The 21,075-nt window shown below is 54.2% G+C and carries 14 protein-coding genes and 1 tRNA gene; 8 read left to right on the forward strand and 7 right to left on the reverse strand.

Features of this window, described 5'->3' with window-relative positions:
• From AAIE02_RS16400 to AAIE02_RS16410, 3 genes are all read right to left on the reverse strand, one after another.
• On the reverse strand, window positions 1-1,449 hold the full coding sequence (locus AAIE02_RS16400) for a radical SAM protein (RefSeq protein WP_498532903.1): 1,449 nt from the start codon (window positions 1,447-1,449) through the stop codon (window positions 1-3).
• Window positions 1,449-4,088 (reverse strand): glycosyltransferase, encoded by a 2,640-nt coding sequence (locus tag AAIE02_RS16405; RefSeq protein ID WP_498532904.1) that lies wholly within the window; start codon window positions 4,086-4,088, stop codon window positions 1,449-1,451. The genes AAIE02_RS16400 and AAIE02_RS16405 overlap by 1 nt, the downstream gene beginning before the upstream one ends.
• A 1,173-nt stretch (window positions 4,089-5,261) precedes the next feature.
• The gene (locus AAIE02_RS16410; protein ID WP_213714729.1) at window positions 5,262-5,963 is read right to left on the reverse strand and encodes a pirin family protein; all 702 of its coding nucleotides are present in this window, start codon (window positions 5,961-5,963) and stop codon (window positions 5,262-5,264) included.
• Between the two features lie 105 nt (window positions 5,964-6,068).
• On the opposite strand from AAIE02_RS16410, the gene AAIE02_RS16415 reads away from it, so the two are divergent.
• Window positions 6,069-6,959 (forward strand): LysR family transcriptional regulator, encoded by an 891-nt coding sequence (locus AAIE02_RS16415; RefSeq protein WP_008453630.1) that lies wholly within the window; start codon window positions 6,069-6,071, stop codon window positions 6,957-6,959.
• A gap of 45 nt (window positions 6,960-7,004) precedes the next feature.
• Here AAIE02_RS16415 and mscM read toward each other — a convergent pair whose 3' ends face one another.
• From mscM to rsgA, 3 genes are all read right to left on the reverse strand, one after another.
• A complete protein-coding gene (gene mscM / locus AAIE02_RS16420) occupies window positions 7,005-10,343 on the reverse strand; it encodes a miniconductance mechanosensitive channel MscM (protein ID WP_213714727.1) in 3,339 nt (1,112 codons plus the stop codon).
• 145 nt (window positions 10,344-10,488) lie between these two features.
• Window positions 10,489-11,448, reverse strand: a complete 960-nt coding sequence (gene asd, locus AAIE02_RS16425) for an archaetidylserine decarboxylase (RefSeq protein ID WP_336983525.1) — start codon at window positions 11,446-11,448, stop codon at window positions 10,489-10,491.
• 77 nt (window positions 11,449-11,525) lie between these two features.
• Complete coding sequence (gene rsgA, locus AAIE02_RS16430; protein WP_008453624.1) at window positions 11,526-12,581, reverse strand: small ribosomal subunit biogenesis GTPase RsgA; 1,056 nt, start codon at window positions 12,579-12,581, stop codon at window positions 11,526-11,528.
• Between the two features lie 113 nt (window positions 12,582-12,694).
• On the opposite strand from rsgA, the gene orn reads away from it, so the two are divergent.
• The gene (gene orn / locus AAIE02_RS16435) at window positions 12,695-13,240 is read left to right on the forward strand and encodes an oligoribonuclease (protein ID WP_498532905.1); all 546 of its coding nucleotides are present in this window, start codon (window positions 12,695-12,697) and stop codon (window positions 13,238-13,240) included.
• Between the two features lie 185 nt (window positions 13,241-13,425).
• Window positions 13,426-13,501 (forward strand) — tRNA-Gly (locus AAIE02_RS16440).
• A 272-nt stretch (window positions 13,502-13,773) separates the two neighbouring features.
• Here the strand turns inward: AAIE02_RS16440 and queG are convergent.
• The gene (gene queG / locus AAIE02_RS16445; protein ID WP_166993296.1) at window positions 13,774-14,913 is read right to left on the reverse strand and encodes a tRNA epoxyqueuosine(34) reductase QueG; all 1,140 of its coding nucleotides are present in this window, start codon (window positions 14,911-14,913) and stop codon (window positions 13,774-13,776) included.
• Here queG and nnr point away from each other — a divergent pair.
• Genes nnr through miaA form a run of 5 tightly spaced genes read left to right on the forward strand, consistent with a single transcriptional unit; the run spans window position 14,912 to window position 21,058 of the window.
• Window positions 14,912-16,423, forward strand: coding sequence for a bifunctional ADP-dependent NAD(P)H-hydrate dehydratase/NAD(P)H-hydrate epimerase (nnr, locus tag AAIE02_RS16450; RefSeq protein WP_498532906.1), 1,512 nt, complete (start codon window positions 14,912-14,914; stop codon window positions 16,421-16,423). The two genes, queG and nnr, sit on opposite strands and share 2 nt — an antisense overlap.
• A gap of 4 nt (window positions 16,424-16,427) precedes the next feature.
• Window positions 16,428-16,889, forward strand: a complete 462-nt coding sequence (tsaE, locus tag AAIE02_RS16455; RefSeq protein WP_008453617.1) for a tRNA (adenosine(37)-N6)-threonylcarbamoyltransferase complex ATPase subunit type 1 TsaE — start codon at window positions 16,428-16,430, stop codon at window positions 16,887-16,889.
• 13 nt (window positions 16,890-16,902) lie between these two features.
• Window positions 16,903-18,234 (forward strand): N-acetylmuramoyl-L-alanine amidase AmiB, encoded by a 1,332-nt coding sequence (gene amiB, locus AAIE02_RS16460; RefSeq protein WP_336983523.1) that lies wholly within the window; start codon window positions 16,903-16,905, stop codon window positions 18,232-18,234.
• Between the two features lie 9 nt (window positions 18,235-18,243).
• Complete coding sequence (gene mutL, locus AAIE02_RS16465; protein WP_498532907.1) at window positions 18,244-20,121, forward strand: DNA mismatch repair endonuclease MutL; 1,878 nt, start codon at window positions 18,244-18,246, stop codon at window positions 20,119-20,121.
• Window positions 20,114-21,058: a tRNA (adenosine(37)-N6)-dimethylallyltransferase MiaA gene (gene miaA, locus AAIE02_RS16470; RefSeq protein ID WP_008453610.1), complete on the forward strand. Its 945-nt coding sequence runs from the start codon at window positions 20,114-20,116 to the stop codon at window positions 21,056-21,058. The genes mutL and miaA overlap by 8 nt, the downstream gene beginning before the upstream one ends.
• Window positions 21,059-21,075: the final 17 nt, after the last annotated feature.

Genomic DNA, 21,075 nt, shown 5'->3' on the forward strand with positions numbered 1-21,075 from the left:
TTACTCCTGTTCTGCGTCGGCTGAGATGAATTGGGTGTTAATGATGGCTTCAACCAGCGTGACGCCGATGGGCGTCAGCGTGACCACGCCTTGATCAATCACCACGAGTTCTTTTGCCTGCAGCTTTTCCAGCGTTGGTTTGATGATGCGGTTTTCAAAAAAGCTGTTGCCGTTGAAGCGTGTCGCGAACACGGTATCGTCAACCGGAATGAGCGTGGAGAGGGCCATTTTGAAGGCGTTAACTTCGCGCTGTTCCGGTGAAATACCGTGGCTTTCTTCGATAGGCAGGCGGCCTTCATCGAGGAACTGCTTGTATTGCTTATAGCCGGTGATGTTGATGGCTTCGGCGCGGGTGCATTTCGAACTGCCGCCCAGGCCGATGGCGACCTCGGGATACTGCTTGTCCAGATCGGTGATCAGCCCTTTCCACTTTTCCGCTTCCAGGTGATTCTGGTGGAAATACATCGTGGGGTGTTCGCGATAGCCCTCGGTGAGGTATTTCTCGACCAGCTCGCGCATTTGATATTGCTTGCCCAGCCCAGGGAACGTCATGTTGTTCATGTTGATCAGCCCTTTTTTCTGCCACAGGCTTTCACGTTCGCCGGATACGCCGGTGCGCGTTTTCATGAACTCTTCCATGTGCAGCTTGGTGCAGACGACGTGGGAGAGATCCAGCGCCAGGGTGCGCTCCATGTCGTACTTCACGTCATCCACGGTTTGACCCAGCATGCCGTAGATAAGATCGACGCTGACCCAGTCAATGCCCTGTTCCCGCGCGCTGCGTATGGTTTCTTCACACTCGTCGGCGGTGTGCTGTCGGCCACAGGCGGCAATAATGGCGTCGTTAAAAGATTGGGTGCCGAAGCTGATTTTGCTGAAGCCCAGCTCTTTCAGAATGCCGATGTATTCGCGGTTTAATGTCCCAGGTTCGCCTTCAAAGCGAAGCGTTGCCGCCGAGAAATTAAAGTGGGTGTAATAGAAGTCCATCAACCGACGCAGTTCCGGCTCCGGGAGCAGGGAAGGCGTGCCGCCAAAGATATTGAATTCTCCAATTTCCGCTTTTGACAGGCTCGGTACTTTTTCCAGCCACATCTTCGCTTCTTTGATGTTGTAGTCCACCAGATCCCGGAAGACGCCTTCCGCCGAAGGCGATTTCGGGTTGAGAATCACCGTTGGATACTGGCAGAAGTGGCAGCGGTAGCGACAGGTGGGGATATAGGCCCACAGATGGATCTGTTTCGCAGCCCGAATGTCGTGCTCCATATCGGCAAAGAACGACGCCAGCGGGTAGTGCTCAATGTCACCGGGAAAAACATGGCAGCCAAAAGGATCTTTATGGACGTAGTCCAGAAAAGCCTCGTTCTCCGGCTGAGAGAGGAAACCGCAAACTGCCGGAACCGGATAGGCCGGGTCGAGATCTTTTAATGACGCGAGAGCTTCGGTATTCATCAGAAAACACCTCCGTTGGCAAAGTAGTTGTGGGCTTCACCGGACTCGCGATCTTCACAGAAGTACCAGACAAAGCGTTCGAAATCTTTTTCCGCGACGTTGTCAAAACAGGCCGGAAGCGGCGGTGCAAAACCAATGTCCTCCCCGACGGCGTTGCGCAGTGCGGTGAATATCTCGTGGCGGAACTCGAAATAGAGCCGGTAGGCTGGCGTTTTGTAGCTATGGATCGGCTTAAAGTCGATGATGCTCATTTCATGCTTAATGGCGTGAATGCGCTGGTAAAGCCGCTCTGCAACCTGCGGTGAGAAAAAGGCACGTACCCGCTCGTTCTCCAGCAAGATGTGCGGATTCAGCAAGGCTGGAAGAACGATGTTTTTCGGGATGTAGTCTTTGATGGAGTATTCCCAACCCTGCCGGGCCTGCTCTTCGGTGAGGTCAATCAGCGTGTTTTTTGGGATTGAGACGTCCGGGCGCACATCTTTCATGATGATAATGCCGTCGCTGCCGTAGGCGATGCCGCTGATCACATCGTCAATAATGGTGTCCACGCGGCGGCTGTTGATTTCCACAAAGGATTCTTTGGCGTAAACCGGCTTGCCGCCGCAGGCGATGATCTTGATGCCGAAATCCCAGTCGTCGGAAAGGTGTTCTACGAAGCGGCCTTTTTCCAGCTGGTAGAAGATCTCGATACCACCAATTTTTTCGTACAGGCCTCGCTCAACAGCGAAGCCTTTGCCATCCGGGAAGCCGCCAAACAGCGAGAACGACACGTCGCGGCAGCGCAGGGTTTTTTGGATTTCACGGAAGAGGTTGGGGCGCTGCTGGAATGCTTCGCGGTCGTAATAGTAATTGCAGGTCCCGAGATCGCCGTCGTCGGCAATCATTTTTTCTATCAGGGTATGCAGCCAGTAAGGATCCACGGTGCAGTCGGCATCGGCGGAGACAATATAGTGTTTATTGCTTTTGCCCAGCCGGGCATCACGCGCCCTTGAGCGCAGGGCGGCGTAATCCATACCGCATTTACGGGCCGATGAGACACCCTGAATCTTCTCTTGAATAATGTGCACATCCATCGCCGGATGTTTTTCTTTGAAGAGGTTTATCTTTGCCACGGAATCGTCGCGGGAATTGTTATCCACGATGATCACTTCATAAGCGTCATGGGTTACCAATCGGCCATGCGTTTGTTGGCCAAATAATGAGGCTAAAACTTCATCAATTCGGTCGCTTTCATTGTAAACAGGCAGCACTACCGAGACGAAAATGTTATCGCGCATATCTACTCCTGGGGCGGTGATATTCAGAATGTCCATCACGTTGTTAGAAAGGATGTTTTTGCCGATGGCGAAGTTCTTCGCGGCTATACGATCCATTTCAGGTTTATTGGTAAGCAGTAAAAAGACTTCGTTGATGAAGGCTTCGTCAGGAAGGCCGTCTTGTCCGTCTGAAATAGGCATCACTGGGGCTTCAAAGCCGTGCTGGCCGTAGACTTCCGGGTAATATTCGTAGCGGGTGGTGATGTAGCAGCGCTGGCTGCTGATCGCCTCCCCAATGGGATTACCGTAGCTGTCGTAGTCCCATGAGGTCAGGAACGACACCAGGTCACAGGAATGGTAGAGATCCTCGATGGTGATTTTTCCCTGGCTTTTGGGCATGAAGTTATGGTGCAGCGGGCCAAGAAACTTCACATAGGGCTTAATGTCCAGCTCCTGTGCCAGTTGCTCCAGCTCGCCTGCATGCGTGGCGTGCTCACGGGTATCGCCGGCGATCAAAAGCCAGACGGTTTTATCAATATTGTGCTTTCTGAACAGGTGGTTAAGGCGTTGTACCAGCAGCACGTCACGGTCCAGGCGCTTCTGCGGAATGATGCGCGTCGTTCGGGCAATGACTATGTCATCGGCGGAAATATCCAGGGATGACCGAATGTTTTTCAGCGCCTGTTGGCCGGTAAAGCTGTAGGTATTTTTTACTACGTGAATATCGACTTCCCGCTGGCACCAGTGTTCCAGCTTTTCTTTGAGATCGTTATTCAGCGTTACGTAGCTAATAAAAGGGGATTTGATCGGTTTAATGGCATGGTTGTACGGCGGTAAACCATACTTCATGATATTTTTCTCGCTGTTCCACATGAGGTCGTGATCGCGCCAGATAACAAAATTTCCTAACTGGTGACGGTGGCCGTATTGTTCTATAGCGAGATAAAGTGCGCGGGTATAAATTATATTCTCTGGCAGCGTGCCGTTTTCGACAATCACGGTGCAAATTCGAAGCTGTTCCCATTGAAGTAAAATTCTTTCGGCCAGACTTTGGGCGGAATATTCAACGGCGCGGATTATTTTTTCTTTTTCTTCAAATGAAACAGAAAGCCTTTCACTGATAAGTACGGCGTGTGCTTTTTCAATAAACTCTGGGGAGTAATGAGGTACAGATGTAATCCCACTGATGCGCGTTAAGGTAAAAGCATCGCGATAAATTTCTGGCTCATGATCGTAAGGTTTATTAAAATTGCCTTTGTCAACTTTAATGTCATACCCAAGATCGAGATAAGAGTTGATACCTTTTTGCTTAAGGCTTTGAGAGACTTTTAATGCTTCCACCGTAATACCTGAGACGGCAACAGCATCAAAAGAGATAAACATGGCATATCTTTGACCATAAACGTCCATGGCAACTACCCCTTTGAAGCGAAACTGCTACGCTTATTTGTTGTAAGCAATTGATACATCCTGAATGACTGCGCTTTCGATAACGCCCGAAGTCATTCGGAACCGGCAAAATCAGAAAACATCGTCAGCAGCCGTGCCGGTGCTGACTTTCAAGTGCTGTATGTATCAAAGTGCCTGCAAGAATTAGCTTGCGGGATAGCTAAACGCAGTGGCGTTTATCAATGTAATATTTATATTTATTTTTAGGCCGAGCGCGTTCGCCGGTTTTATTCGTTTCCCGGATTTATACTCTGGCGATTTTCTGATTTTTAATTATCAGTATTTAATTTTTTTATTGATGTTTGTTGGCTTTCCAGAGTGGTTCAAAAGAGAGGTCAATCTTAAACGTCTCCTTTTTTTGCCGTAAAGCGGGAACGTTCCAGTTGGTGAGCGTTATCACACATTCTTATTTTGTTTTTAAACCGGAATTTTTAATAACCAGTCTAAAGTTAATATTCATTTTAGACCTTTTAAATAAGGAGCTGTGTTAGCGTTGAGATGTTTGTTTTGAAACTTTAGTCATGATTGGGAATGTTCCCAAAGCGCCGCGAATTTACTCATTCCGAGTCTTTTATTTTGAGCGTCACAGAGTTTACATATTAAGAAATATGTAACGCGATTTTCCTCTTTACCCTAATAAAAGAGCGCTCTCAGGTATACCGAACCCTTAACTTTGGTATGGGAAGAGTAAAACTCACACCAGGTATTCGTAACTCATTATAAATATTAGGTTATTATTTAAGTCATGATAAATAGTAAGGGCTAGAGGAAACGCAGCCCTTAAATATTTACTTACTATATGGGGCTTTTACAGAAGCAGAACTGGTAGTCTACGCGCGCGCTGATTGCAAGATTGAATGATGATTTATCGAAATATTTGAACGAGTTAGCGGTTGCGCCGACCATGCAAGTGAGCATTAACCAAAGTAATAAAGCACCAAAACCAACGAGAATATATCGGGGATGTTATTCGTAGGCATGGCAATTTTTGGCCGTATGCGGCTTGTGTCCTGGACGAGGCGGTTTTCTACAGAATGAATTTTGCGGAGAAATACCCAGGGATAGAAGGATGCTGCCCCTTTCAGGACGAAAGAGGCAGGCGGTAGGTTAGACCGGTAAGTCGATCAGCAGGCCGCGCAGCGGCGTATCGGCGACCAGGGTGATATTCGCCTCATCACGAATAAACGCGCCATCGCCGCATGTGAGCGCTTCTTTCTCTTCTGATGGCGTCACCGCATGCACCGTGCCGTGAATTGACTGCAGATAGGCCCGTGGGCCATGAAGCTGGAAGCTTAGCTGCTCGCCCTTTTGCATCTCAATATGGTGGATCCACACCTGCTGGCGGAGCTGCAGGCTGTGATTGCTGCCATCCGGCGAGGCAATCAGCTGATGAGATGTTCCCGCTAACGGGATCTTTTGTACCAGCGGATTTTCACGATCCGGGCAGGCATCCAGCCACAGCTGCATACGCGTCAGCGATTTGTCTTTGCTGAGGTTGTGCTCGCTATAGCTGATCCCCGGCTGGGTGGAAAGCAGCAGGACCTCACCGGCGCTGGCCTGGATATGGTTGCCTTCGCTGTCGCGGTATTCCGCTTCCCCTTCCAGAATCAGGTTGAGGATGTCTACTTTCGGGTAGCCGCGCGGTTGAAACGAGGCTCCAGGGGCCAGAACTTCCTGGTTGAGCACGCGCAGAGAGGCGTAGCCCAGCAGTTTCGGGTCGAAGTAGTGTCCAAAAGAAAAGGTGTAGCGAGCCTGCAGCCATCCGTAGTCAGCTTTACCACACTGTTTGGCTGTTCTTGTCGTAATCATAATTCTTGACCTCTCTTTACACTAAACCCATGTTAAGGGTCTGGACGCTGCATTGTTAGCCAGTTAATCTGCTCGGTATGTTCAAATTTCCTGAATGAGAACGAAATGGCGAAAGAAAGGGCGTTGACGCTGGAAGCGTTAAGGGTCATGGATGCGATTGACAGGCGCGGGAGCTTTGCCGCTGCGGCCGACGAGCTGGGACGTGTACCGTCCGCGCTCAGCTACACCATGCAAAAACTGGAAGAAGAGTTAGATGTGGTGCTGTTTGACCGATCCGGCCACCGCACCAAATTTACCAACGTGGGGCGTATGCTGCTGGAACGAGGGCGCGTGCTGCTTGAAGCGGCGGATAAGTTGACCACTGACGCGGAAGCGCTGGCGCGGGGCTGGGAGGCAAACCTGACCATCGTCACCGAAGCGCTGGTGCCGACGGAAAAACTGTTCCCGCTGGTGGATAAGCTGGCCGATAAAGCTGACACCCAATTATCTATTTTCACCGAAGTACTGGCCGGGGCCTGGGAGCGCCTGGAGCAGGGCAGGGCGGATATTGTTATCGCGCCGGATATGCACTTCCGCAGTTCCTCGGAGATTAACTCCCGCAAGCTTTACAAAGTGATGAGCGTTTATGTTGCCGCGCCGGATCACCCGATTCATCAGGAGCCGGAGCCTCTTTCTGAGGTGACCCGCGTGAAGTATCGTGGCGTGGCGGTGGCCGATACCGCCCGTGAAAGGCCGGTGTTAACGGTACGTCTGTTGGACAAACAGCCGCGCCTGACGGTGAGCTCTATCGAAGAGAAGCGGCTGGCGCTGCTGGCCGGGCTTGGCGTGGCGACGATGCCGTATCCGCTGGTTGAGCAGGATATTGCCGAAGGTCGCCTGCGGGTGGTTAGCCCGGAATATACCAACGAGATTGATATCATCATGGCGTGGCGGCGCGACAGCATGGGCGAGGCCAAAGCCTGGTGCCTGCGTGAACTGCCTAAACTGCTGAAATAAAAAACGCGTTGGTTTTTTGCCAACGCGTTTTGCCCTTCCTTGAAATTACAGGCTGCCAGGCGTTCTGGCGGCTCTGCCCGCGGATTTAATCGTCTTACTGCTACGTTGGCCGCCGAGGCTCTCCAGACGCATCTGGAACGGTGGGAACGGCATCTCGATGTTGTGCTCGCGGAAGCCCTGCAGAATCAGCTGGTGGATTTCGTGGCGCAGCGGCATTCGGTGGCCCATTTCCGCCGCGTGAATACGCAATTCGAACATCTGGATACCTTGCTGGAGATCAACCAGGAAGGCTTCCGGCGCTGGCGTATCGAGCACCAGCGTGCAGCGGTGTGCGGCTTCCAGCAGGACCTGGGTGACCTCTTCCGTATTTGCTTCTGACGGAGCAGGAATAGTGAGCACCACGCGCGTGACCGAGTCCGAAAGCGACCAGTTGATGAACTGTTCGGTAATAAAGGCCTGATTCGGCACGATGATTTCTTTGCGGTCCCAGTCGCTGATGGTTGTCGCGCGGGTGTTGATTCGCGTGATGGTGCCCGTCAGATCGCGGATGGTGACCGTGTCGCCGATGCGTATCGGCTTCTCGAACAGAATAATCAGGCCGGAGACGAAGTTGGCAAAGATTTGCTGTAAACCGAAGCCTAAGCCCACGCTGAGCGCCGCCACCAGCCACTGCAGTTTGGACCATTCAATCCCCACCATCGAGAAGCCAACCAGGCCGCCAATCAGCAACAGCAGATACTTCGTTATGGTTGTGATCGCATAGCCGGTGCCGGGGGTTAAGTTCAGGTGCTGGAGAATCGCCAGCTCCAGCAGCGCGGGCAGGTTACGCACCAGTTGGGTGGTAATAATCAGCACCAGAATGGCAATCAGTACCGCACCAAGCGTAATCGGCTCGATGCTTTCCACACCCTGAACCGTGGAGGTGACATCCCACAGCGTGATGTTGCCGAGGAAGCCAAACGCCGAGTGGATTTCCGACCACAGAACGATCACCGACAGCAGGGCGATCAGCGTCAGAATCGAGCGTACCAGGCGCAGGGACTGGGCGCTGATGGTATCCAGATCGACTTCCGGTTCGTCCACGGTTTCGGCCGATCCTTCAGTGCTGTTGGCATGCGCCGTCTCTTCTTCGCCACGCGCTCGCTGGGCCAGGATTTCAGCCCGGCGGTGTTTGGCACGATCAAAGGCCAGACGGCGGCGCTGAATCAGCATCCAGCGGCGAATAATGTGATAAATCACCAGCAGCAGGAACCAGATAGCCACGGAGGTTTCCAGCCGCGCCAGTAGCGCCTGAGCCGTCGCCAGATAGCCGACGACAGCCGCCAGAATGGCCATCAGCGGTGCGCAAAGCAGCAGGTTCCAAAGAATGGTATTGACGATGTTGTCGCCATCGCCCTGTTTGTCGAGGTAGAGCGGCAGCCCGGCGCGCTTAAGGCTAAGCGTGACGATAGCCAGCGCGCCGCAAATCATGATGAAGCAAAGCCTGCCCAGAGAGGCAGAAAACTCTCTGTCGTTGAGGTTATCGAACATAATCAGCGCCATGATCAGCGGCACAATCAGGCCGATGCTCATGATGTAGTAGCGCATGGCCCGGCCTACGCGCTCGCGCGGCCAGCCGAAATGCACCACAAACAGCCCGGTAGGGCGGGCGAAGGTTGCACAGATCATCACCCCCCAAAGCAGGGGAACCGTGGCGGTTACACCGTCGCCAATCGCCACGGCGATAGGGTAAGGCCATGCCTCCTGCAAACCATAGCCGAGCGTCGCCCACAGTACGGGAAGCGGAGAGGCGACCAGAATCGACCAGAACACGGTGCGCAGCGTCAGGCGGAAGTGATCCTGGGTCACTTTGCCGACTTTGGCGCTGGAGCGCTCCAGGAAGGCGGTGAAGTGTCGGCGCGAGCTAATGCTAAACCCGACCAGAATCAGCGCGCCAAAGAGCGGCAGCAGCGTCTCTTTGCTGGTCACCATCATGATCGCGGCCTTCCCCAACTGACTGAAGGTATCCAGCGAGACCAGACGCCGCAGATCCTGAACGATTTCCAGCGGCCAACTGATGCCGATTGGGCTGACGTCCGATGTCCAGAACAGGTAGCGGTGGGTCGCCTCGTTCACCTCTTTCAGGGCATCTTCCAGCTGGCTGTTGGCCACTTTCAGCTTGGTGAGTTCAAGGATCAGGGTATCGCCGCCCTGCAACAGCGAATTCAGCAGCTCTCGCTGGGTGCGAAGCTGGGCCTGCAGGATCTTATTTTGTTCCGGCGTTAACGGGCTGCCGTCTGCCTGGCGAACCTGTCGCAGTTGAGCATGCTTATTGAGCAAATCTTCATAGTGCAGGCGCTCTACGCGCAGCTGAGCCAGCTCGGTATCCAGTTGCTGCGGTTTGGGCATGTCCGGCAGCCGGGCGACCTGGGCACGAAGCGCTTCACCCAGCACGTTGGAAACGCCGAGCCACTGGGATTGCTCGCGGAGCGTATTCAGCGCCTGGCGGACCTCCAGCGTCTGGTTATTGGCCTGCCGCTGCTGAGAGGCGACCAGGTCCATACGCTGAGCTTGCTGATTGAGTGCCTGGGAAAGCTCGCGGTTATTTTTGAACTGCTCGACGATTTCCGGCGGCAGGTTAGCGCTGGTTTCCGCCAGCAGTTCGGTGCTTTCCAGCGCCTGTTCCGCCTCACGTTGGCGCTGGCTATTGAGCTGATTTCTCAACGCCTGGAGATAGGCATCCAACTGGGTGCTTTGCTTCTGCGCCAGTTCGGCGCGCATGCGCGAAAGCTCCTGGCGGTTGTTAGCGGAAAGCTGCGCCAGTTCGAGTTCATCAACCTGCGCTTTCAGGCGTGCGGATTCGGCCTGCAGCAGGAAGTGCTGGGCCTGGGCGAGCGGGGTACCGCCGCTTTGTTGGGTACCGGCGCGGCGCTCGATGTCGTTCAACTGGCGGCGCGCATCCGTTTGCTGCTGAGGCAGCTGGCTTAACGAATCGCTGATGTCCCGGGTTCTTTCCTGTTCCTGCTGAGCAAGGCGGCTTTTGTCCAGAAGCTGGCTGCTGACCTGCAGGATCTCCTGGTTCAGCGCGTCGCTGCTCATGCCCGGGGAAACTTCCTCGGGTTCATCGCGCAGGTTGGTCAGTTGCTTACGCAGGGTTTGCGACAGTTTAGGGAAATTATCAATGACTTGTTGGTATTGTTCGGCGCGTTCGAGCGAGGCTTTACGCTCGTCCAGCGCATTCAGTGCCGACTGGAGTGCTTCAACAATTTCTGCCTGGTTAGGCGTGTTTTTGGCGGCCTTAGCCTGCTCCAGTTCTTGCGAGATTTGTTTTGCATCGGGGGCTGTCGCTGCGTATGCCCCCAGGCTGAGGCACCAGGCCATCAGGAACGTGATAATCAGGCGCACGTCAGTTACCTATAACGTTGCTGGAAAAGAGGGAAAACCATGTCTCCCTCTTGGATGTTTTAGCAGAAAATCAATGGGTTGATTTTCGTGGTTAAGTGCTGTGAGCTTGCAGGCTCCGGGGTGACCGGTCGCCTGATTTTAGACGTTATTCTGCGGTTTTTGGCGCTTCGGGTTCGTCTGCTTTGGTGTCCAGCATCTCGGCAGGGATTTCGCTCACCGGAACTTCAGGCTCAATGACGGGTTCGCTTGAGACAGCCAGCACTTCGCCGATTTTGGTGACGGACAGGTTTTTCAGCTGCTCTGCCAGGTTTACTTTACCCGGCGCAAAGAGGTTAATCACCGTCGAGCCCAGCTTGAAGCGACCCATTTCCTGGCCCTTAAGCAGTGCAACGGCACCTTCACTTTCGCCTGCAGGCCATGTCCAGCGTTTAATCACGCCTTCACGCGGTGGCGTAATGGTGCCAGCCCAAACGGTTTCAATGCTGCCAACAATGGTAGCACCAACCAGAATTTGCGCCATTGGGCCAAACTCGGTGTCGAACAGGCAGATCACGCGTTCATTACGGGCAAACAGGTTCGGGACGTTTTGCGCCGTCAGGTGATTGACGGAGAAAAGGTCACCCGGAACATAGATCATTTCACGCAGAATGCCGTTACACGGCATGTGCACGCGGTGGTAGTCACGAGGTGAAAGGTAAGTTGTGGCGAAGCTGCCGTTGCGGAACAGGTCGGCCATCAGGTAGTTACCTGCCAGCAGCGCTTCCAGGCTGTAGTTATGGCCTTTTGCCTGCAGGATTTTATCTTCTTCGATGCGGCCCAACTGGCTTATCACACCGTCGGCAGGCATCACCAGCACGTTAGGGTCGGTATTTACCGGACGTACGTCATCGCGCAGTGGACGCACAAAAAAGTCATTGAAGGTGCGGTAAGCGGCGGTGTCCGGCTTTTGCGCCTCATTCATGTCGACTTTGTAGTATTTGACGAACAGATCGATGACCAGTTTGGTCAGCCAGCCAGCACGTTTGCTTGCGCCCCAGCCCGCCAGGCGAGTCAGCCACAGTTTTGGCAGAATGTACTGCAGCGAAAGTTTAATGTTGTCTAACAAAATAGCCTCCTGGCTAAATGCCCTGCATGTGGGCCGATACAGAAAAGGGGCGATTCTAGCGGCGCCCAGCTTAATTGTCAGTTGTCAGTATCAGAAAAGCTTTTACGCGTTTTTACCTGCGCCATGCTTTCCAGAATTCTGTGGTAGTTTTCGAAACGTGTTTCAGCGATCTGGCCTTGTTCCACGGCTTCTCGCAGGGCACAGCCTGGGTCATTGTCGTGGCGGCAGTCGCGGTATTTACAACGGCCTAAGTAATCATGGAATTCGACAAACCCGTGGGTGATTTGTTCAGGCTCGAGGTGCCAGAGGCCAAATTCACGCACGCCGGGGGAGTCAATGACATCGCCGCCGCCCGGGAAGTGATAAAGGCGGGAAGCCGTGGTGGTGTGCTGGCCAAGACCAGAGACGTCGGAAACGTCATTCACCAGAATTTGTTTATCGGTGAAGCCTAACAGGTGATTCAGCAGGCTTGATTTACCCACACCGGACTGGCCCGCAAAGATGCTGATGCGGCCCACGAGCTCGGCTTCAAGCTCTTTAAGCCCTTCTGCTTTATAGCTGGAAACCATCAGCACGCGATAGCCAATTTTGCGGTAGATATCCATCTGCTCGTTAACGAAGGCCCGGCCTTCATCGTCCAGCAGATCGGTTTTGTTCAGCACCAGCAGTGGCTCAACGTCGAGGGTTTCGCAGGCAACGAGATAGCGGTCGATGATATTCAACGACAGCTCCGGCAGAATGGCCGAAACGATGATGATTTGGTCTATGTTGGCCGCAATCGGTTTTACGCCGTCGTAAAAGTCTGGGCGGGTCAGAACGGAGGTACGCTCATGCACGGCCTCCACAATCCCTTTTTTCGAGACGCCTTCGGCGGCCTCTTTCGCCAGGCGCCAGACTACCTTGTCGCCGGTAACCAGCGAACGAATGGTGCGACGAATGTTGCAGCGATGTACCGTGCCTTCGTGCGACTCGACGTCCGCATGCTGGCCAAAGCGGCTGATGACCGTGCCTTCGCGCGGTTCACCAAACTGGGCATCGTCATAGTCGGCTTTCTCCACGGTTTTTGTCAGACGACGCTGGTGGTTCGCGTTGACGCGGCGCTGCTGTCCTTTGGAGAGTTTATTTTTGCTCAAGCGTACTGGCTCCTGGTCGCCCCTGGGGGGCAAAACCTCTATGATACACACTATTTTATACGAATTAACCCATCGTCAAGGGTGGGCGACGCACAAGAAGGGTGGAAAATAACATGCGTGGAAACGAAAACAATCTGATTTGGATTGATTTAGAAATGACCGGTCTGGATCCCGAGCGGGATCGCATTATTGAGATTGCTACCCTGGTGACTGATGCCAACCTGAACATTCTGGCAGAAGGGCCAACCATCGCGGTACATCAGTCTGATGCACAGCTGGCGTTAATGGATGACTGGAACGTTCGCACCCATACCGCAAGCGGGCTGGTTGAGCGCGTGAAAGCAAGCTCGCTTGACGACCGTGCTGCGGAGTTGGCGACGCTGGAGTTTCTGAAGCAGTGGGTGCCGGCGAATACATCTCCAATTTGCGGGAACAGCATCGGGCAGGATCGTCGCTTCTTGTTTAAGTATATGCCTGAGCTGGAAGCCTACTTCCATTATCGATACCTCGACGTGAGCACGTTGAAAGAGCTGGCGCGTCGCTGGAAGCCAGAAATTCTGCCCGGCTTTAAAAAACAGGGGACCCACCAGGCGATGGACGATATCCGCGAGTCCGTAGCGGAACTGGCTTACTATCGCGAGAATTTTATTAAGCTTTAAAAACAGTCCCCTTGCCGAAAGGTGAGGGGAAAATAGCCAAAGACGACGATAAAATAATCATCATGGCGATTTAACCAGCAGTCAGACGAAAATCGCGAAAAAAAACGCTTGAGGGCTTGCGACAAAAACGAATTCTCGTATAATGCGCCTCCCGTACCGATGCAGAATTTGCAGCGTTACACAGAGCGGGAATAGCTCAGTTGGTAGAGCACGACCTTGCCAAGGTCGGGGTCGCGAGTTCGAGTCTCGTTTCCCGCTCCAAATTTTCCTTTCAAGCATAAATTATCCACAGCGTCCAGCAAGCGTCGCGGATGGTATTTTGCTGTCTTGCAATACAACTATGAACAGACTTATCCACAGCCTTCTGTCGTTCCTCGCGTCTTCTACAAATGTAATATTTATTACACCAATATTTTAATGCATTGATAATTAAGGTATTAATTTAGTGTCGAAATATTAATGTAATGCTTGCAGAAATTTTGACACTTGAATGACAACGTGTTTTTGAATGTTATGCACACGCTGTGGACATATCACGCGTCGCGCGGAAGCCCTTTCTCAATCACCCTCACCAGACGCTGTTTCTTCGGTAACTGAACCTCAACGGCCTGCTCGCTTCGTCTGGCTAATTGTTGCGCAATCGCCCATTCAATGTGCTCATCCAGAAGTGGGTGCTCACCTTGTCTCTGTTCAAGCGCGGCCAGATTCGCCTCATCCCAGGGCGCGTTGCCCAGCGCAACGGCGATATTACGCAGCCAGCGAAGGTGGCCAATGCGACGGATCGCTGAGCCTTCGGTCACGCGCAGGAAGTGCTGCTCACTCCAGGCAAACAGCTCGATCAACGGCGGAGAATGGAGTGCCTTACGAGGGCTGAAGTCATCTTCTTCGCTAAGCTGCGAGTAGCGGTTCCACGGGCAGATTAGCTGGCAGTCATCGCAGCCGTAGATGCGGTTGCCGATAAGCGGCCGGAATTCTTCCGGGATTGCACCTTCAAGTTCTATGGTCAGATAGGAAATACACCGTCTTGCGTCCACCGTGTAGGGCTCGACGATGGCGTTGGTCGGGCAAAGGGTCATGCAGGCTACACAGCGGCCGCAGCCCTCCTCAACGGGGGAATCAATCGGCAGCGGAATGTCGACCAGCAATTCGCCGAGGAAGAAGAACGAACCCGACTCGCGATTAAGGATTAGTGAGTGCTTACCTGTCCAGCCCAGCCCGGCTTTTTCGGCCAGGGGGCGCTCAAGAAGCGGCGCGGAGTCAACAAAAGGTCTAAAATTCAGCGTGGAGCAGTGGGACTGAATCATTTCCCCCAGCTTTTTTAAGCGGTTACGCAAGACTTTATGGTAATCACGGCCCAGCGCGTAGCGGCTGACGTAACCTAGCTGCGGGTTTTTCAGCGTTGAGGCGAAGGCGGCGTTGGTTGGAAGGTAATTCATGCGAACGCTAATGACCCTAAGCGTACCGGGCACCAGTTCGTGTGGGCGCGCGCGCATCATGCCGTGCCGGGCCATCCAGTCCATTTCACCGTGATATTGCTTGTCGAGCCATTCCTGCAGCTGCGGCTCGCTGGCGGTGAGATCGGTATCGGTAATACCGACCTGCTGGAAGCCAAGATCTTTGCCCCATTGTTTAATGCTTTGCGCTAACTGATTGTAATCGAGGGGCTGTGACATGACGGACCATAACCTGAAAAAGTACGTCAAAAGTATACCACATTCGGTCTGGCCGGCAGACTGGCTGCGTAATGCTGAAAAAGACGCCGCCAATAGCCTGGGCATTACGCTTTATGAACTGATGCAGCGTGCCGGTGAAGCGGCATTTCAGATTGCTCGCACGCGTTATCCTGACGCTCGCCACTGGCTGATTGTCTGTGGGCACGGAAATAACGGCGGAGACGGGTATGTCGTTGCCCGGCTGGCGCAGGCGGCTGGTTTTCAGACAACGTTGCTGGCGGTAGAAAGCGATAAGCCCTTGCCCGAAGAAGCCGCTCAGGCGCGTGAAGCGTGGCTTAATGCGGGCGGCGTTCCGCACGATCCCGATAAAATCTGGCCCGCAGACGTTGATTTGATTGTTGATGCCTTGCTGGGCATTGGCTTAAGTAGCGCGCCGCGTGAAGGTATTGCTCAACTGATTGAGCATATAAACGATCACCCTGCACCGGTTGTTGCGTTGGATATTCCTTCTGGTCTGCTGGCAGAAACGGGCGCTGTGCCCGGCACGGTGGTTCAGGCGGCGGATACGGTGACGTTTATCGCACTCAAACCAGGTTTACTCACAGGGAAGGCGCGAGATGTGGTTGGTAGATTGCACTATGCCGCTCTGGGGCTTGAACCCTGGCTCGAAAGGCAGATCGCGCCCATTTCCCGGTTTGATGTTCAGCAGCTTGCCGGGTGGATTAAACCGAGGCGGCCGACTTCGCATAAAGGGGATAACGGGCGGCTGGTACTGATTGGTGGCGACAGCGGCACTGCCGGAGCCATTCGTATGACAGGCGAAGCTTCGCTTCGTGCAGGCGCGGGTCTTGTTCGGGTACTTACTCGTGCTGAAAACGTTGCGCCACTGCTTACCGCTTGCCCTGAGTTAATGGTTCATGAGCTGACGCCACTATCGCTTGATGAGGCTCTGGAATGGGCGGATGTGGTGGCCATTGGGCCAGGGCTTGGGCAGCAGGAATGGGGCAAGAAAGCGCTGCAGAAAGTCGAAAATAGCCGTAAACCGATGCTTTGGGATGCGGACGCGCTTAACCTTCTGGCAATCAACCCGGATAAACGTCAGAATCGCGTGATTACGCCTCATCCCGGCGAAGCGGCACGGCTGCTAAATTGCGCTGTGTCACAAATTGAGAGTGACCGCTTACTTGCAGTAAGGCGTTTGGTCAAACGTTATGGCGGAACCGTGGTCTTAAAAGGTGCCGGCACGCTGGTTGCCAGCCACGATCGGCTGGGCGTTATCGACGTTGGCAATGCCGGGATGGGAAGCGGTGGAATGGGGGATGTGCTGTCGGGGATCATTGCCGCATTGCTGGCACAGAAGCTTACCCCTTATGATGCTGCCTGTGCAGGCTGCGTGGCCCACGGCGCGGCGGCTGATGTTTTAGCTCGCCAGCGAGGCATGCGCGGCATGCTGGCAAGCGACCTGCTTTCAACGCTTTACCTGTTTGTTAACCCGGATTTGAATACCTGAAGCCATGATGAATCGAGTTATTGCATTACCTGAAGAAGCGGCAACGTTAGCGTTGGGTGAACGCCTGGCACAGGCCTGTGAGGGCGCGACGGTGATTTACCTTTATGGTGACCTCGGCGCGGGCAAAACCACCTTTAGCCGTGGTTTTTTACAGGCCCTGGGGCACAAGGGCAACGTTAAAAGCCCAACCTATACATTAGTTGAGCCATATCAGCTTGATAACCTGATGGTTTATCACTTTGACTTGTATCGTCTGGCAGACCCCGAAGAGCTTGAATTTATGGGGATCCGTGACTATTTCACCAACGACGCAATTTGCCTGGTGGAATGGCCGCAGCAGGGGACAGGTGTGCTCCCGGACCCGGATGTCGAAATTCACCTGAGCTACGAGGCGCAAGGTCGCGAAGCGCGCATTGCCGCCGTTTCCTCATCTGGTGAAGCGTTACTGGCGCGGTTAGCCAAATAGCAAGGATGACGGGATGATCTATCGCGTGAAAGGTTGGTTGATGGCTGGATTCCTGCTGCTGTGCTGTGCACAAGCGGGGGCGGCGGCGCTGTCTGATATTCAGGTTTCCAACGGTGAAAATCAGGCACGTATCACTTTTAGTTTTATGGGCGACCCGGAATACACTTTTTCACAGGATAATAAGCGAAGCGTTGCGCTGGATATCAAACAAACCGGCGTGATTCGCGGACTGCCTTTGCAGTTTAGCGGCAGTAATCTGGTGAAAAGCATTAGCGCCGGACAGCCAAAAGACGATCAATCTTTGCGCCTGGTCGTCGATTTAACCCAGCCTGGTAAAACCCGCGCGGTGAAACAGCAAAACGGTGCCAACTATACCGTTATCTTTACAATCAACGCTGATGCACCTCCACCTCCACCACCGCCGCCGGTTGTGGCTAAACGCGTTGAGCCCGTTGCCCCCGTTCAGGCTCCAGATCCTGCCCGTAATCCCTTTAAGCCTCAGCAGATCACCGGCGTGATAGGTTCTAATACCGTGACTCGCCCGGCGGCTCGTGCAAAAAACAGTGGCCCGTCGGATACCGTCGTGGTCGCCATTGATGCCGGTCACGGCGGTCAGGACCCCGGTGCGATTGGCCCCGGCGGCACGCAGGAAAAGAACGTCACTATTTCTATCGCGCGGAAGCTGAAAGCCCTGCTGAACGATGACCCGATGTTCCGTGGCGTACTGACGCGCGATGGGGATTACTTTATCTCGGTCATGGGGCGTTCAGACGTAGCGCGTAAGCAGAATGCAAACCTGCTAGTGTCTATTCATGCGGATGCAGCGCCGAATCGCGATGCCACTGGCGCATCCGTCTGGGTGCTTTCTAACCGCCGTGCAAACAGTGAAATGGCGGGCTGGCTGGAGCAGCACGAGAAACAATCTGAGTTGCTGGGCGGCGCGGGAGATGTGCTGGCAAATAGCCAGGCCGATCCCTACCTGAGCCAGGCTGTGCTGGATTTGCAGTTCGGTCATTCTCAGCGCGTCGGGTATGATGTCGCGACCAAAGTGCTGGCTCAGCTGCAGCGCGTAGGCTCTTTGCATAAGCGCCGCCCGGAACACGCGAGCCTGGGCGTGCTGCGTTCACCGGATATTCCTTCTCTGTTGGTTGAAACGGGCTTCATCAGCAACAGTTCCGAAGAGCGCTTGCTTGGCAGCGACTCTTACCAGCAGCAAATAGCTCAGGCCATTTATGAGGGGCTGCGTAACTATTTCCGCGAGCACCCGCTGCAGTCTGCTCCATCGAATGAGCAAACTGCCCGTAGCCAACTGGGTTCGCCGCAGCAGGTCGCGGTGACCAACTAAGGAGATAACATGCCGATTCAGGTTCTGCCGCCGCAGCTTGCGAACCAGATCGCCGCTGGCGAGGTTGTAGAGCGCCCTGCGTCGGTAGTGAAGGAGCTGGTTGAGAACAGCCTTGATGCCGGGGCCACGCGCATAGATATCGACATTGAACGTGGTGGCGCGAAGCTCATTCGTATTCGGGACAACGGCTGCGGTATCAGGCAGGAAGAGCTGGCGCTGGCGCTGGCTCGCCACGCCACCAGTAAAATTGCTTCGCTTGACGATCTGGAGGCCATTATCAGCCTCGGGTTTCGCGGCGAAGCGCTGGCAAGTATCAGCTCCGTTTCCCGCCTGACCCTGACATCGCGTACCGCAGAACAAAATGAAGCCTGGCAGGCCTACGCCGAAGGGCGTGACCAGGCTGTGACGGTCAAACCAGCCGCGCACCCCGTTGGAACAACGCTCGAAGTGCTCGATCTGTTTTACAACACGCCTGCGCGCCGAAAGTTCATGCGCACCGAAAAAACCGAATTTAATCATATTGATGAAGTGGTCCGCCGCATTGCGCTGGCGCGGTTCGACGTTTCTATCACGCTTAATCACAACGGCAAAATGATCCGCCAGTACCGTGCCGTACAGGAAGATGCGCCACGCGAGCGTCGCCTGGGGGCCATTTGCGGTACGCCGTTTCTTGAACAGGCGCTGGCCATTGAGTGGCAGCACGGGGATTTGATGCTACGTGGCTGGGTTGCTGAGCCTTCTGCAACCACTTCGGCCCTGGCGGAGATCCAATATTGTTATGTTAACGGGCGCATGATGCGCGACCGCTTAATTAACCATGCGATTCGCCAGGCCTGTGAAGACAAACTGGGCGTGGATCAGCAGCCAGCCTTTGTGCTGTATCTGGAGATCGACCCGCATCAGGTGGACGTTAACGTTCACCCTGCGAAGCATGAGGTGCGTTTCCATCAGTCACGGCTGGTGCATGACTTTATTTATCAGGGCGTGATAAGCGTACTTCAGCAGCAGGGTGAGAACGCCCTGGCGCTGGAAGAAACGGCGGAAACGCCCGTTGAGCGCTGGCAGCCGGAAAACCGTGTTGCCGCCGGGCGCAATCAGTTTGCCACGCCAGCCGTCGCGCGTGAGCCCCGTGAGACTGCGCCAAGGCAGATTTCGTCTACATCTGGCAGCGGTGGCCGTCCAGCCGGGGTCGGAGGTACGCCCCTTTGGCCACACGCAGCGCCTGGCTATCAAAAGCAGCAGGGTGCCCTTTACCATCAGTTGCTTGAGACGCCCGACGTCGAGCCAAAACCTGCCGTTCGTGCTGAAGAGCCAGCTGCGTTAGACGGCCACTCGCAAAGTTTTGGCCGGGTGTTAACGGTTTTACCGCCGGATAAAGCTTTGCTGGAGCGACAGGGCAAACTTTCGCTGCTTTCGCTGGTGGTGGCCGAACGGTGGCTAAAACAGGCGCAACTGGCGCCGGGGAGTGAAGGCCTGCGTGCTCAGCCGCTGCTGATTCCGCTCCGGCTGAAAGTCAGTCGCGAAGAACATGACGTATTGGTTAAATATCAGGCGCTTTTAAAAGAAATGGGCATTGAGTTTGATACCGATGCCCGGCAGATAACAATTCGCACGGTACCTTTACCTTTACGGAAACAAAATTTACAAATCTTGATTCACGAACTGCCAGGATACCTGGCGCAACAGGCGGACGTTTCGGCGGGCCAGCTGGCTTTGTGGATTGCTCGTCATTTGGCAAGCGATCGCGAACAGTGGAGTCAGGCTCAGGCGATTACCCTGCTGGCAGACGTTGAACGTCTTTGCCCGCAGTTGGTGAAATCACCCCCCAGCGGTTTACTGCAACCTGTTGATTTACAATCGGCGATGAACGCCCTGAAAGATGACTGAAGATAAAAAAAGGCCACAGGCGATTTTTTTAATGGGGCCAACGGCCTCAGGTAAGACGGCACTTGCTATTAATTTGCGTAAAACTTTGCCGGTAGAGTTGATAAGCGTAGATTCGGCCCTCATCTATCGTGGAATGGATGTCGGTACCGCTAAGCCAACGGAACAAGAGCAAGCCCAGGCGCCTCACCGGTTACTGGACCTGCTTGACCCGGCTCAGGCGTACTCTGCGGCAGATTTTCGCCGCGATGCGCTGGCCGAGATGGCTGAAATTACCGCCGCCGGGCGTATTCCGCTGCTGGTCGGCGGCACTATGCTCTATTTTAAAGCGCTGCTGGAAGGGCTTTCGCCACTGCCGTCGGCGGACCCGGAAGTCAGGGCAAGAATAGAGCAACAGGCGGCAGAGCAAGGATGGAATGCGCTGCATCGTCAACTGGAGGAAATCGATCCGGTTGCCGCTGCCCGGATTCATCCAAATGATCCGCAAAGGCTTTCCCGGGCACTGGAAGTTTTTTTCATTTCGGGTAAAACTTTAACGGAACTGACGCAAACGTCAGGAGAAGCTCTGCCGTATCAGGTGCATCAGTTCGCCATCGCCCCGGCGAGCCGTGAACTGCTCCATCAGCGAATTGAGCAGCGTTTTCATCAGATGTTAGCTTCAGGTTTTGAAGCAGAAGTGCGGGCGCTTTTTGCTCGCGGAGATTTGCATACGGAGATGCCTTCCATCCGTTGTGTGGGCTACCGCCAGATGTGGTCTTATTTGGCCGGTGAAACGTCATACGATGAAATGGTTTATCGAGGTATTTGCGCGACGCGTCAATTGGCTAAGCGCCAGATGACCTGGCTGCGTGGTTGGGAAGGAGTTCACTGGTTAGACAGTGAAAAACCTGAGCAGGCATACAGCGAAGTGCTACAGGTTGTTAGTGCGAAGCATGGGTGAATGTGTACAATTGAATC

The sequence above is a fragment of the Cedecea sp. Ae19-4 genome, assembly GCF_059801165.1.

Coding starts and splice junctions, on each gene's coding strand:
- AAIE02_RS16400 (WP_498532903.1), bottom strand. CDS start 1,449: ATGAATACCGAAGCTCTCGCGTCATTAAAAGATCTCGACCCGGCCTAT.
- AAIE02_RS16405 (WP_498532904.1), bottom strand. CDS start 4,088: ATGTTTATCTCTTTTGATGCTGTTGCCGTCTCAGGTATTACGGTGGAA.
- AAIE02_RS16410 (WP_213714729.1), bottom strand. CDS start 5,963: ATGATTACGACAAGAACAGCCAAACAGTGTGGTAAAGCTGACTACGGA.
- AAIE02_RS16415 (WP_008453630.1), top strand. CDS start 6,069: ATGGCGAAAGAAAGGGCGTTGACGCTGGAAGCGTTAAGGGTCATGGAT.
- orn (WP_498532905.1), top strand. CDS start 12,695: ATGCGTGGAAACGAAAACAATCTGATTTGGATTGATTTAGAAATGACC.
- nnr (WP_498532906.1), top strand. CDS start 14,912: ATGACGGACCATAACCTGAAAAAGTACGTCAAAAGTATACCACATTCG.
- queG (WP_166993296.1), bottom strand. CDS start 14,913: ATGTCACAGCCCCTCGATTACAATCAGTTAGCGCAAAGCATTAAACAA.
- tsaE (WP_008453617.1), top strand. CDS start 16,428: ATGATGAATCGAGTTATTGCATTACCTGAAGAAGCGGCAACGTTAGCG.
- amiB (WP_336983523.1), top strand. CDS start 16,903: ATGATCTATCGCGTGAAAGGTTGGTTGATGGCTGGATTCCTGCTGCTG.
- mutL (WP_498532907.1), top strand. CDS start 18,244: ATGCCGATTCAGGTTCTGCCGCCGCAGCTTGCGAACCAGATCGCCGCT.
- miaA (WP_008453610.1), top strand. CDS start 20,114: ATGACTGAAGATAAAAAAAGGCCACAGGCGATTTTTTTAATGGGGCCA.